Source organism: Thermogemmatispora sp. (assembly GCF_019683635.1).
Taxonomy (GTDB): Bacteria; Chloroflexota; Ktedonobacteria; order Ktedonobacterales; family Ktedonobacteraceae; genus Thermogemmatispora.
Genome location: NZ_JADGIA010000136.1, coordinates 1 through 14,052, shown reverse-complemented (window position 1 = coordinate 14,052; position 14,052 = coordinate 1). Strand labels below are relative to the sequence as shown.

At 61.5% G+C, this 14,052-nt stretch carries 5 protein-coding genes; 2 read left to right on the top strand and 3 right to left on the bottom strand.

Annotated elements, in window-relative coordinates; translation table 11 throughout:
- From IRZ31_RS14660 to IRZ31_RS14650, 3 genes are all read right to left on the bottom strand, one after another.
- A partial coding sequence (locus tag IRZ31_RS14660; protein WP_297154912.1) for an N-6 DNA methylase occupies positions 1-2,248 on the bottom strand: 2,248 nt, incomplete at its 3' end.
- A gap of 87 nt (positions 2,249-2,335) precedes the next feature.
- The gene (locus tag IRZ31_RS14655; protein WP_297154910.1) at positions 2,336-5,239 is read right to left on the bottom strand and encodes a helicase-related protein; all 2,904 of its coding nucleotides are present in this window, start codon (positions 5,237-5,239) and stop codon (positions 2,336-2,338) included.
- Positions 5,236-10,566 carry a DEAD/DEAH box helicase gene (locus IRZ31_RS14650; protein ID WP_297154908.1) on the bottom strand — a complete coding sequence of 1,777 codons (5,331 nt, stop codon included), beginning with the start codon at positions 10,564-10,566 and terminating at the stop codon, positions 5,236-5,238. The genes IRZ31_RS14655 and IRZ31_RS14650 overlap by 4 nt, the downstream gene beginning before the upstream one ends.
- 193 nt (positions 10,567-10,759) lie before the next feature.
- Here IRZ31_RS14650 and IRZ31_RS14645 point away from each other — a divergent pair, with 193 nt between their 5' ends.
- Both IRZ31_RS14645 and IRZ31_RS14640 read left to right on the top strand, forming a co-directional pair.
- Entirely contained in the window at positions 10,760-12,193 is a 1,434-nt protein-coding gene (locus tag IRZ31_RS14645) for a hypothetical protein (RefSeq protein WP_297154907.1), read from the top strand.
- Positions 12,168-13,871, top strand: a complete 1,704-nt coding sequence (locus IRZ31_RS14640) for a DUF2357 domain-containing protein (RefSeq protein WP_297154905.1) — start codon at positions 12,168-12,170, stop codon at positions 13,869-13,871. Before IRZ31_RS14645 ends, IRZ31_RS14640 begins: the two co-directional genes overlap by 26 nt.
- Positions 13,872-14,052 lie beyond the last annotated feature (181 nt).

Below are 14,052 nucleotides of genomic sequence, written 5' to 3'. Positions count from 1 at the left end.
GCAGACGGAAGACCCCTGGAAAAGCCAGGTGCCAGTGAAAGAAACCGTACTGCTGGCGCAGGCGTCGAATCTCCTCTTTCATCCAGTCTGGCACCTGCCTGGGCGCCTGTGCCAGCTTGCGCCAGATTTCGTCGGTGATTGGATAGGGCAGCTCAGCCGTCCGTCGCTTCTTCCAGACAAAGGCCGCGCACCAGGCATCGGCCAGCAAAGCGGCCCGCTGATAGGCCTCCGAGTCCAGCAGCTGGCGATAGCGCTCCTGCTTACGATGCAGCTGGTCGACATCGTCATCCCCAAGGGCCTCCATGCCCGCCAGATCCTCCTCAATCCTGCTTTGATCCTGCCAGAGCTGCGCATCCGGCGTGAACATGCTTAGCTGCCCCACCCGCAACTCGCGGTTGAGCTTCTCGTAATTGCGGCACGTGGCGCGATCATCGCCCTCTACAGGCTTAAAAGCCTTATCGGGAATCCCCTTCTGCAGGAGCGCTGGCGTCGCGCCGATCAGACTATTGCCGCACTGAATATGCGCATCCAGGAATGAAAAAGGCTTGCCCGGCACAATGGCCTCCAGCCAGAGATTCACCTTGCACAACTCCACCGCCATCGGATTCGCGTCGACCCCATAGAGGCAGCGCCCCACCACATCGCGCAAAGCTCGCCGCCGCTCCACCGGTCCCGGCTCCTCGTTGCCTGTACGCACCGCCGCCAGCCGGCGCGCGATGCGATGGGCCGCCGCCATCAGAAAATGGCCGCTGCCACAGGCCGGATCGCAGACCTTCAGATTGAGAATAGCCTGCTCAGGATCGGGCTGCGCACAGGCCCGTTCCAGCACAGGCTCCAGCGCCGAATCGAGCAAGCACTCGATCAGGCTGGTCGGCGTATAGTAGCTCCCGGTCGTCTTGCGCTCACTGCCAGCCACCACCTCTAGCCTGAAGGTCGCCCCCTCCACATTGACGAAAGGATGCAGCTCCAGCAGCGACTCGTAGATGCTGCCCAGCTCCTCGGAACCCAGATTTTTGTAGTCCACCGCCCGATAAACCTTCTGCTCATCCTGGACGGTGGCCAAGGCCCGCACCGCCACCAGCAGCGAATAATTCGTCAGCTCACAGTCGGCCAGATCAGGCAGGGCCTCGCGCGAGAACAAAAAGCCATTGAGCGCCGGCAGCCCCAGCTCCGGACAGCCCTGCTCACTTCCCAACCGCTCCATCACCAGGCGCAGCACCCGGTAGAGATCACTATGCCGCGTTCCCAGCCGCGAGCGCGCCAGGCGCCGCAGCCGCGCCGTCGAATAGTAGTCCATATAGCGCTGACGCGCCGCCTCAGCGGCATCGGGTCGCAGCAGCACATCGCGATCCTCTGCCACAAAAAGCACAATCAAGCGATAAACCAGGCGCAGCAACTGCTGATAATAGCCAGTCGCGCTCAACTCACCAGAGCGCAACCGCTCACGCAGAGCATGATTGGCCGGATGCGCCAGAAACCCACGCCCCAGCTCGTCGATGGCCTCGGTGACCCCCTGACGCAGGCGATCCAGCGCCCGCACTCCCTGCTCATGAGCCAGACGCGACCAGCGCTCCAGCCAGCAGTCGGCGGGATTCTTTCCCTCCAGGCGCGACTGATGGCAAAGCAGCCAGAAGAGCACGAAGTCGGCATAGATCTCGCCGCGCAGCATAGCCTCCAGATCGAACTCCAGATACGCCTGGCGCGTCAAACTCACATTGCGTCGCAGCAGGCGCAGGCGCAGCCCATTTGAAACAATGCCCCACAAATGGCCTGACGAGCGATTGAGCCATTCCTGCACCAGGCTAAAGGGACTACTCCGGCCTCCGCCTGGAAGACGCTGGGCCTGATCAAGATCAGTACGATAGCCTACCAGATGGATGGGCACCTGCTGCCAGAAAGAGGCGATCGGATAGCTCTTTCCCTCAAGCTCCTGCGGAGGCGCCTTGACCAGCTGCCCATAGCCCAGCTCATGAAAGAGCGGCAAGAGCCAGTACTCGTGCGTCAGCTTCGCATCGTCCGCCTGCGGATAGCGCCCTTGCACCTCCAGAAAGCGTAGCCAGCGGCGGCGGACGCGTGCCCAGGCATCGCTGATCACCTCATTCAGCCGCTCGCCTGGCAGATGATAATCAGCCGGATTCAGCCCCCCCAACGACTCATCCCACCGCTTGATGCGTTCCAGTAGATCGGGCGGCAGCAAAGCCCCCTCAGAATCGACCGTTGAGAACGTGATTTCCTGCCGTTGTTGCATAAGTGCCTCCGCATGCAGCATCAGTCGTCACGGTCCAGGGGAGCCTGTCATCAGTCCCCTGGACCGTGCCAGGCCAGAATCTTCAGCTCAATGGATCGGGAGGGGCAGATAAACGTAGATTCCCAGCACATCCGGCGGCAGCAGCGGCTCAACCGCCAGCTGGCGCAGGCTCAGCGACGCCACCTGGCGTACGCGCCGATGCGACTCGCGCAAGACCTCAGCGCGCCTGCGGGCCTGCTCCTCCAGGTAAGGCAGCAAATGCTGCGGATACTCGTCGATGACGCGCTGCAGAAAATCCGTAATCTGCTCCGGCGCCAGATTGGCCTCGGCAGGCGCCTGAGCCAGCGCCTCAACCTCGGCAGCATCCTCAAGCCAGACGGCCTGCGCAGGCGCACCACGAAAGGCATAGAGCTGACACTCCTCGGCTAACAGCGCCTCCTCTTTGCCTCGCGTCGCCGCCCGCAGATGAAAGCGCAAACGCACTAACAGCAAGGTCGTGCGCCTCTCGACACGGCTGGTGCGAAAGACTCCACAGCGCCGGGCAATCCGGGGGTTAAGCACATCGTCCACAGGATCAAGGGCCGTATCCAGCACATAGGCCGCCAGCCCCTCGACAAGCGGATGCGTACGACTGAGATAGAGCGTCCGCGGCAGACCCATGCGCCGGAAACTAACGCGCAGGCTCTGGCTATCGGAGGTAGCATAGCGCGGCAGATTGATGGCATCGCGCAGCGCCATCGGCGTCTCCCGTAGATCCACCTCCAGCACGTCCCGTGCAGCAGACGGTCGCTTGATCAAAGCCCCATAGGCCCGCAGAACCTCGGTCGTAAAGCGCTCGACATCCTCGCTCAGCCCAATGGCCGCGCGCACTTCCTGCAGCTCTCGCGCTACCTCCTCAACCTTGATACTGTGCTGCGCAAAAAGCGTCCGCGAGCGGCGCTCACGATCAGAAGCCGCCTCCCACTCGCGGTGGAGATTCTTCTGCTCTCCCTGCAGCACGTCCTCAAAGCCTGGCAGCAACAGCTGCCCCTCGTGCCCGCCTGACAGGCTCTCGCGCAAGAGCAGGCCCTCAAAGATGGCCTCGATCACCTGCTCCGCATCCAGCGGCACCGGTATCGCAATCCCCAGACGGGAACGAATCTCACGGTGCTTCTTAATCAGCACGCTCAGGACCACCCCATCGATCTGGTTATCCTCACCAAAGAACGTCACCACTTTCACCCGCGGACTGGCCTGTCCGAAGCGATCGACGCGCCCCTCGCGCTGCTCATGGCGAGTCGGATTCCAGGAGAGGTCGTAATGGAGGACGGCATTGAAATATTCTTGAAGATTGATACCCTCGCTAAGGCAATCGGTGCAGACCAGTACCCGTCGTTCATGCTGAGCCAGTTGCAGGACGCGGTTCTCGCGCTCCGCCGGCGGCAGCAGGCCCGTAATGGCCGCCACCTCGACCTCCTTCGGCAGACGCTGGCGCAGGCCCTGTGCCACATACTCAGCGGTCGGAATGAAGCGGCAGAAGACGATTGGCTGATAGCCTTCCTGCAGCAACCCTTTCACCAGCGCAATCGCCTTCTGCAGCTTCGTATCTTGCTCGAAGGTGATGGCCTCGGCCTCGCGCGCCATCGCCAGCAGGCGCCGCCGCACCCTGCGCTCTTCGCTGACGTCCACAACCGCCTCTTGCTCCTCTTCGAAGTCGCTGCCCGGGACCACATCGAGGCTCTCGGTGGCATCGCTGTCAAGCAGATCAAACATCGCCTGGCGCCCGATCTGATCGGCCTCCTCCACGCTCTCCGCGCCAGCCACCTGGGCGCGGCTGCGCAGCGTGGCCGCGGCTGCCGCCGGACTCGAAGCCAGCGAGCGCAGCAGAGCCAGTGCCGACCACCAGCGCACCCGGCGCCGCGTCTGCCCACCGCTGGGATCGCGCACCACCTCACTGGCATAGCTGAGCGCCTGCTGCATCAGATGGCGATAGGCCGCAGAAAGCCGGTATGACTCAAGACGCTCATCACGCTCCGGAAAGGGCGTCTCGCTCTGCAAATAGGAGCGAATGTCGGCGCGCCGCCGCTGCACAAAATGCGCCGCCAGGCGAACACGATGACGCTCATTCTCCCGGCCACTTAAGTCCTGCGGCAGCTCCTTGAACTCCTCCTTCAAGAAGCCCAATAGCGAACGGAAGGCCTCCTCTTTGCCACTATGAGGCGTGGCCGTGACCAGAATCAGGTGACGGCGGGGATCAGCCGCCAGTCCGGCGACCAGCTGATAGCGCTGATGGCGCGCGCTCCGCTCGTGGCCGGGAAAGGCACAGGTATGAGCTTCATCGACGATCACCAGCTCGGGGCAGGTCCGCAGGAACTCATTACGCCGCCGATCGGCCTTGATAAAGTCGAGCGACACGATCACAAAAGGATAGTATTCGAAAAGCGAGATATCGCGCCCGGGCAGCCGGCGCTCTAGCTGAGTGACCGTGCTGGAGAGCACCAGCTCCGCCTCGATGTGGAACTTCTCGCGCAATTCAGCCTGCCACTGCTCGGCCAGATGCGGAGGGCAGAGCACCGCCAGGCGCCTGACTTCGCGTCGATCCAGCAGCTCGCGCGCGATCAACCCCGCCTCGATGGTCTTGCCGATCCCTACGTCGTCGGCGATCAGCAAGCGTACCGGATCGAGGCGCAGGGCCATCAAGAGCGGCACAAGTTGATAGGGCCGTGGCTCAAACGCGAGGTGCGCGAACGAACGGAACGGCCCCGTACTGGCACGGAAGCCAAAGCGGACAGCATCGCGCAGCAGGGAGCACGAGCGGTGATCTCCCCAGTGGCGCGGATCGGGCAGATCAAACTGGGCCGGCTCAACCGGTTCCAGGGGCAGATAGATCCCGGTAACTTCCTCGTCGGTCCCACCCAGGGGGCGCACGACCAGCAGATCAGCCTCCGACTCAGGCAGCACTACCCACTCACGTCCCCGCACTTTCACCAGCGAACCGACGGCGTAATTCATAGCTCCCTCCCGAAAATGGCCGGATAACGGCGACATAGCTCGTCCCACATTTCCCGCGCACCAAAGCGCAGCACCAGATAGCCGAGATCGCGCAGCTCCTCGCAGCTCACCGCATCACGAGCCGCCCGCTCAGCGCCGGCAGGCCCGTCTCCATCAACATAGATGGCCGCCAGGTCAGCGCCACCTTCATACAGGAAATCAGGAGAGGCTGAGCAAGACGGTGGCTGCCAGTGGGTCCGAGTTGGCAGACGATAGCCCCGTTCCTTCAGCCAGAGCAGCCACTCGCGCTCGATAGCCTCTTCTACCTGAGCGAGGAGCCGCTCAGAGGCGTCGTCTGCCCCAGCTGCGGCACGGCCCGGGACAGCTTCCGCGGCGATCACAACGCGGCTTTGCCCCAGCTCGGCCAGCACATCGCGGATCACTTTGCGATCCAGCAAACGGTGATCGCGCTGATTGGAGTAGGTCATCAGACAGTAGTAACAGGCCGCCTCGCAGTCCTCGCGCGCTCGCTCAGCGCGCCCCAGATCCTCCAGGGTCACGGGATCATAGTGGCAGAGGCGCAGGGCCTCCTGCGCGACGCGGGCCAGCGCCTCCGGTGTATCGACGAGCTGGCGCAAGACGCCGGCCCCGCCCTCGGCGGCCTCGTAGAAGAGCAGGAAGCGCCGCTCATGGGCATGCGGCAATGGCTCAGCGGCCAGCTCGTTATCTTCTAGCTGGTAACAGATCTGAATGGCGCTCTTCAGAGCCGATTGCAGTGAGGCCATTTGCGCCTGATCAAGCTCCTGCTCCAGCTTAAAGAGCAGGCAGTTGCGCGTGTCTTCAACGTAGGGGATGACGCGAATAGTGCCAGCCGCGCGGGCATCGGTCGGATCATCGGCAGTGGCGTCCTCTTTGCCCCACTCGCCAGTTTCTTTGTTGAGCACGAAGCCGCGTAGAGCCGCATCCTTGCGCCGCAGCCGACCGAAATTCATGCGCCAGAGCGTCGCCGACTGCCCATATGTCAGGCTCCCCAGCGTCTGGCCATCCTTCTCGATGCGCGCGACCACGCGCAGGGGCCGCCCGCGACTCTCGGCGAAACGCAGCGCCGTATAGATCTCGTACCCCTGACGGAGGCGCTCCTCCTCGTCGGAGGTGATTCTGTCGCGGCGGCGGGTCGAGACGTTCTGCAGGCGAAAGAGCCGATCCAGCTGAGCGTTCAGCGACCTGCCGCAGTAATCGCAGACCTCCAGGCTCCGCTCCTCCGTCAGCGGGTGCAGATAGCCGCAGTAAGAGCATTGGCGTGCCGAGGAGGTCACCACGCCAGTGCCGTCGGCGCGCATCGGCAGCAACGAGCGGTGAATGAGGTAGCGCGAGCCTTCGTGGTAGATGATGGCCCGGGGGGCGAACTCGGCGATCGCCAGGAAGCGCGGGCGCGAGAGATACTCATCGCGCTGCTTGGTACGCCGCGCCGGAATATAGGCCGAGAGCGGCAGGCGCGGGAAGTTGTAGCCCGGCAAGAAGCCCTCGCTGGCAAAATAGCGATAGCTATAAAAGTCCGATTGCTCCAAATCGACCTCGCTGCCGTGATCGCTGCTGGTCAGGAGCTGCAGCTGCGACTCAGCCTCGGCGCGCAGGCGCTTGGCGCGTTCTTTATCTTCGTGACTACGCGAGGGATCGGTGATGATGCGGTCCTGGGTGTTGCGCTGCGTCAGGGCAGAGCGATAGAGGCCTCGCCAGCGCTCGCAGGCCTGATCGAAGCGCTGGGCGATGTGGCTCAACTCCTCGTCGAGCCAGTTCTCGCTATACCAGCGCGCCCCCTGGAGCTGGTCATGCAACGTCTCCAGCACACGCGCCGCCCTTGTGCGCGCTCGCTCACGGGCCTGGCTATTCTCCAGGCAGCGACGCACCGGCTCCTGAATGGTGAGAACCGGCGGATCGCCAGAGAGATCGAGCAGGTCTTTGAGCGACTGGCCCAGCGAGAGGTCCGCCTCGGCCAGCCAGATGGCATGCACATGGGCGCGAATCAGGTCTTCGTTCGTGAGATCCAGACGTGGCGGCGCTACTGCTCCCTTGACCATATCCTCGGGATGGCGGAAGAAATATTGATCGTGAGAGCTGCCGGTCGAGCAGTAGGCGATAATCAGGGCCGGCTGGCCGCTGCGCCCGGCGCGCCCGCTGCGCTGGGCATAGTTGGCGGGCGTTGGCGGAATGTTGCGCAGATTAACGACGTTCAGGTCGGCAATGTCGATCCCCAGCTCCATCGTGGGCGAGCAGTAGAGAATAGGCAATTCCGCGCGACGGAAGGCCTCCTCACGCTCCTGGCGTCTTGCAGCGGGGACCTGGGCCGTATGCTCCTGGGCCTGAATCTGCTGTAGGGCCTGAATATCGTCGGCAGAGCGCCGGTAAAAGTCGACAAAGAAACGATTGGCTGACCTGACTTGATCCTTCGGCAGCTCCACGATCCGCAGCGGATCACGATAGGCCGTGGTGCCATCACCGAGGCACCAGATCATGGCCGCCGCCGAGAGCTGATAGCCAGGCTCTTTTCCGTGCTCGTCCTGGGTCACGACCTCGACCAGACCAGCCTTGCGCAGGCACGCCAGCATGTCGCGAATGATCTGCTGGCGTTCGACTACCGTCAAATGGAGACTGGGGTTGAGGGCTTTCCTCAGCTCGTCGCGCACATAGCGTCCGAAGCGACTCAGGCCGGAAAAGTAGCGATTACTCAAGGACTCACGTTTCTGCTCGTTATTCCGACCGCGCGGTGGGCGCGGTTGTGCGAAGACGCGGCTCGCATAGAGCAGCTCCTCATCTTCATCCAGCCCCCAGGGCGGTACTAGAAACTGGCTGCTCTGCTGCCTGATCTTCTCTTGAAAGCGGGGGTACAGATAGTTTACTTTGATGGCCAGCTCGCGGCGCATAGCATCAAGCAGGGTACGGCAGATCTCGCCGCGCACCTCCGGAGAGGCAGCGCGCAAGGCCGGATGACAGTCCCGCCAGAGCGCGGAATCGCTGCAGACGTAGGGCAGGTCGGGATAGTCAATCCTCAGCAGGCCACACTCCTCCAGGTTGGGGGAAGTGATCCGCCAGCCGCGCTGGAGATCGCGATAGAGGCGGTAGCCGAGGACGTTGCGCAGGGCTTCGTCGGTCTTCTGGCGTGTGTTATAGGTCACATAGGTCTCTTCGGCAGTGGCAGCATACTGCTCCCACTTCAGTTTCAGCGCCTCGAAGACCTTGAGAGTCAGGTCATCATGGGAAAGGCCCTCCTTTCCCGCCTGCTCGATGGCCTTGTAGAGAGCAGCGCGCAGGCGGGCCATCTCGACGAAATCGTTGAAGTGACCAGCCTGGAGCGAGGCATCCTGGCGATTGTCGGTAAAGCTTAGCATTTTGGCAGCCATGTTTTGGCCGCCGGGCTGATCTCCTGCCTGGCGGTTGGCTTCGCGCAGGAGGAGAACCGTCGAGAGCGAGAGGAGCGTGGTCGCCGTGCTGCGCCCCTCTGAGCTGAGAGAAGCTAACTTGATGAAGTCGTTGCGCTGATGGGCGTCGTAGGTAACACCACAGAAGAGGCAAAAGCGGAAAGGACTGGGGACGAAATGACAGAGCAGGCCCTCACCCTCTTTTTGGGTTACAGTGCCATCGGGACGCAGATAAAGCGGCTGAGGAATCACGTTGCGCGCAGACAGCACCCGCTCTTTTCCATTGACCAGGTCCTTGAGGTCATCTGGCAAACGCTCCTCGATCTCATCTTTGTCAACAGGCCAGGGATGATCATTGCTCAGGTAAAGAAAGCCGATCTGACCGCTGCGCTTACTTTGTTTCTTTGATGATGCGGCGGCGTCTTCCTCCACCTGCGCATCCACGTCGTCCTCGGCATGGTCTTGTACATCACGGGCTATCAGAGTAGCATTGTCTAGCCAGCGAACGCAGTAGTATTCCTGCCCGCATTGGCGGCAGAATACGAGTGGAAAGAGACGCTGGTCGCGGCTGCCGGGGACATACTGCTGAGATTGAAGCGTCAGATGGCGCTGCTGGGAATAGCCGAGCGAGGCATAGACAGTATCGCCTTTACTGATGAATTGATGGAGGCGGAAGGCAAAGGGAGGGCTGCCTGTCTTGGGATCGCGTACTCGCTCGTAGCCTGCAAGGAGCCAGGCTTTAATCTTGTCGGCGCAGGTCTCTGGTGAAGCGCCCGTCAGCTGCGCCAGGAGTGCCGCCGCGCTCTCGCTCTCGCCGGCGATGCGGCGCGGCTGGGAGCGTACATAGCCGCCATGCTCGCCCCTGGTAATGCCAAAGGTCTCCTCCAGCCAGATGGCCAGGGGATCACGCACGAAGTCCTCGTAGCGCTCAGGTGGCCTGCTCTCGGAGTCGCAGATGCAGGCACTCAGGCGCTCGCGGAAGGCCGGCGAGGAGATGTCGGCCTCCTCTGTCACGCGCTCCAAGGTCTCGCCGATGACATGCTTGGGCTGGATGGTGGTGCCGAAGATCAGGGAAGCCATCTCGGCAATGCGCTGCTGCTGACTCTCATGGCGTTCATCGCTAATGAGTGTGGCCGAGGTGCCGATACACTGGAGTGTTTCGCCGGGCGGCGTGAGCCTGTCACGTACGCGGCGCACGAGCAGAGCGACATCGGCCCCCTGGCGCCCGCGATAGGTATGCAGCTCGTCGAGGACCAGAAAACGCAGCCTGGCGGCATCCAACAGCGGACGCTCGTGCAGGCGCGTCATGATCAGCTCCAGCATCACGTAGTTGGTTAACAGGATGTCGGGGGGGTTCGTAATAATCTCACGTCGCTCGTCGGCAGTCTCCTGGCCGGTATAGCGCCGAAAGCGTACTCCATGCTCGCCGGCGCCCAGGCCGAGGTATTTCTCCAGCTCTCCCTTCTGGCTGTTCGCCAGGGCATTCATCGGGTAGACCACGATGGCCTTGATGCCCGGCTGGCCAGGATGCTGCAGGACATAGTTGACGATCGGAATGATGTAGGCCAGGCTTTTGCCAGAGCCTGTGCCGGTGGTAAGGACATAGCTGTGGCCCTGGACAGCCAGGCGGATCGCTTCGTCCTGGTGACGATAGAGCTGCAGCGGATAACCCGCCGGCTCCTGCCTCGACTTGCCACGGCGGAAAATGCGCTTGCAGAGGGGATGGAGCAGACCCTCGCTCACCAGTTCGTCGAGAGTGGCACCCGGCTGGAAGCGTGGATTGAGCTGGATGAGAGGGTCTGGCCAGAGCAACCCGCGCCTGAATTCCTGGTCGACATAGTTGCGAATGGCAGGATCGCGAATCTGGAGAAAGCTTTGAACGTAGGCGGCGTAATCGGCAATCAGACGCTCGCGCAGCTCAAAGATGTTCATTGTGACCTCCCGGAGCAGCGGACCTGTGACACTTATTATAAAACCTGGTGTCCACTGGGAACAGAGAATGCCAGGCGGGTAATCTGGCACTTGACTCGACTCAAACGCCGGCACTAGAATAGTGCTGGCATGGTTCACTTAATGTCGGAAGGGCCTATCGTCGACAACTTCAGCCGGTGAGGCATGGCACCGCATGAGCAAGTACTTCCTGCTCTCTCTGCCCAGGGCAAGCAGCTATCTGCAGACGATCACAGCCGGACAAGCGCGCTTCACCATCCAGCTGGCTCCTCCTCTGCAGGTTGGCGATCGCTGTCTGGTAGCGCAGCAAGACCCGTCACCGAGTGTGCTGCCCGTTGTCATGAGCGTCGTCTCCGTCAACAGTCCCGCCCAGATGGCCACGCTCGAAGTGAGCGAACGCTATAACCGCCCCGCAGACTTAAACGCCTTGAACGGCGAAGTCCATCAGATCGGCCCACGGAGCAGGTTGCTGAGAGAGCGGTCGGCAGCGGAGCAGGAGCTTAATCACAGCCCTATTGAGCTGCTTCGCTTAACAAAAGCGGACTGGGAGGCTATTACTGGATCGATGGGTGGTTCAAGACTCGAAGAGCAGGCTCTGCTCAAGCATATTCACAGCTATATCTCGGCCCGAGGCTACTACTTCGATCAGGAAACGCTCTATAACTATCATATCTGCCTGAAGACGCGCCCTTTCGTGATCCTCGCCGGCCTCTCGGGCACGGGTAAATCGAAGCTGACCCAGCTCTATGCCGAGGCCCTGGGGGTGCCACGCGAGCGCTACCTGCGGCTGGCTGTGCGCCCTAACTGGAACGACGACCGCTACTTGCTCGGGTATTTCAACCCCATCAGCGGCAGCTATATCACCGAGCCGGCCCTGGATTTCCTGCTGGATGCCAGCAAGAACGAGCAGGACCTGTATTGCTGCTGTCTGGATGAGATGAACCTGGCGCACGTTGAATACTACTTCTCGCAATTTCTCAGCGCCCTGGAAGAAGAGCGCCCGGCAGATCGGCGCATCGCGCTGGTCAGCCGGCGTCTGGAGGAGGAGCTGAAGCGGCAAGGGCAGCCGCTCACGGTGCCGGCGGAGCTGTCGCTGCCACCTAACTTGCTCTTTACCGGCACCATCAATGTCGACGAGACGACCCAGCCCATCAGCGATAAGGTGATCGACCGCGCCAACACCATTGAGTTCTTTTCGATCGATCTGGACAAGATCCCGCAGCCCACGGTGCCGCCTGACCCCGTGCCCATCTCTGCCCTCACCTGGCAGAGCTACAAGGCCCAGCAGCCGGACACGCGCTATCGAGAGCTGCTGCGCACAATCAACGCCATGCTCAACAAGGTTGAGCTCGGGCTGGGCTACCGCGTCGTGCGTGAGATCGAGCTGTACCTGGCCAACAGCGCTGGTCTGCTAGAGCCAGAGGTGGCTCTCGATCTCCAGATCAAGCAGCGCATCCTGCCGCGCGTCCGCGGCACAGAGGTCATCGAGGGCGTTCTGGATGAGCTGCTTGCCCTGACCCGCACCCAGCAGCTTCCACGCTCGTATCAGCGCCTGGAGGAGATGAAAAACAGGTTGAAGCGCGATGGATACACCAGCTTCTGGCGCTAGTGTCACCTGGCTGACAATTAACGACCAGCCGCTCAGCTTTGCTCCCGACAGCGACAACGCGGCCCTTAACATTCGCGAATATCAGACCTGCTACATCAAGGTCACGTCTCAGGCGCCGCACCCCCTTAGCCTGATGGTCGACGAGGTGCCACTGCACACGGAACATTATGGACTCTGGCAGTGGCGCCCTGAGCATTACGCCGGCCTCTATCGGCTGACAGTCAGTGCCCCGGGCATTGAGCCGCGTACGGCCTGGGTGCGTGTCTTTCCGCAGAAGCTGAGCCAGCGCCTGTATGAGCAGATGAAGAGCGAGCTAGCGGCACTCGCGCTGGATCTGTGGTTTCGCCTGGTCTCACCCGCCGTCGAGCGGACTGCTTTTGCGCGCCGCCTGGAGGAGACTTCTCCTCTACATGACTATAAGCAAATTCGTAGCATAATGGAGAAGCTCCGTCCCGTGATGCTGCAGATTCGTCGTCGGCCACACTCGACGCTGCAGCCGGTGGTGCGCCCTTGCAACTGGCAGGCTCTGGCGCACTGCAGTGGCGAGATGCAGCCGCAGCCGGGTCCCTGCCTGGAGCTGCCCGCCTCGTGGCGTCCCTTTGGAGACGTGCGCCATCTCCCACAGGAGTGGCAGGTAGAGGAGAGCCAGCTCTCTTACGATGTCTATGAGAATCGCCTGCTCAAGCACTTCCTTCGACAGCAGCTGCCGGCGAGGCTCAGTCTGATTGAGGAGCGCGCTCTGGCTGAGGCCCAGCGTCGAGAAGCCATCTACCAGCGCTACTACAATGATGAGGACCGCCTGCTGTTGGAGCGTCTGCGGCGCGTGATTGACGAGTGCCGGCAAATGAAGCGGCGTTGTCTTTTCTGGGGCAGCGAGCCATTTCTTAAAACGGTGCAGCCGGCGGTTCTGCCCGGCAAGGCTACCCAGGTGCTCTTAAAGCATCCCGCTTACAGCCGCTTCTTTCAGCTCTATCTGCAGTTTCAGCAGCGCTTGATAGTCGTCAACAGCGAGCGCTATGTCAACGAGCTGGGCCAGCGCAAAGTGAGCGAGCTATACGAGATGTGGAGCGTCTTTACGATGACTCACCTGGCCGTGGAGCTGCTGGAGGAGCGCGGCTATCGGCTGACCTCGAACACCACCTTTTACGAAGTTGAGAAACGCTACTTCGAATTTGAGGTGCGTAAGAACGTCGCCAGCATTGTGTTGGCCAAGGGCGACCGCGAGATCCTTTTTAAGTATGAGCCGCTCTATCCTCACATCTCAACAGTAGGCCGGCGTCCAGGGCTGGTCTCGACGACCATGAGCGGCGGCCCGCAGATGCCCGATATGGCCATCGAGGTCTACCGCAACGGCGAGCCGCAGCAGGTTCTGGTTTTCGACGCGAAATATCGCTGGCAGCGCCTGCCCAACGGTCAGTATGGCCCCAAGGAAGAGGATATTAACAAGATGCACCGCTATCGTAATAATATTCAGTATCAATGCTTCAGGCGCCCGGGTGGTCCTCTTCACAGATACAAGATTGTCGCCAGCGCTTCGATTCTTTACCCAGGCACGGGATTGCAGGCCGAGGACGATGGCCATATCAGGGCCTTCCCGCTCCTTCCCGGTCTTGCGGAACGACGGCTTCGGGCCATTCGGATGCAGCTCAACGAGCTGCTGACTGCCGCTCAGCTGTGAGAGGCCTGGCCGCGGGCAGGACAGGGCCGACCAAGGGCAGGTCCAAGCCAGGGCTGATGGCTTCACTCAGCGCCCGCCGTAGCTCTGATGTCACAAGAGCAGCTGGGGATCTGGAAGGCTGCTGAATTGATCATCTTTCAAAAGAAGATAAATATATTAATATTAAAATCAGGAGTAGTAA

Excerpts from the sequence above, each read along its gene's own strand:
- IRZ31_RS14655 (WP_297154910.1), bottom strand. The coding sequence starts at position 5,239 with ATGAATTACGCCGTCGGTTCGCTGGTGAAAGTGCGGGGACGTGAGTGG.
- IRZ31_RS14650 (WP_297154908.1), bottom strand. The coding sequence starts at position 10,566 with ATGAACATCTTTGAGCTGCGCGAGCGTCTGATTGCCGATTACGCCGCC.
- IRZ31_RS14645 (WP_297154907.1), top strand. The coding sequence starts at position 10,760 with ATGAGCAAGTACTTCCTGCTCTCTCTGCCCAGGGCAAGCAGCTATCTG.
- IRZ31_RS14640 (WP_297154905.1), top strand. The coding sequence starts at position 12,168 with ATGGATACACCAGCTTCTGGCGCTAGTGTCACCTGGCTGACAATTAAC.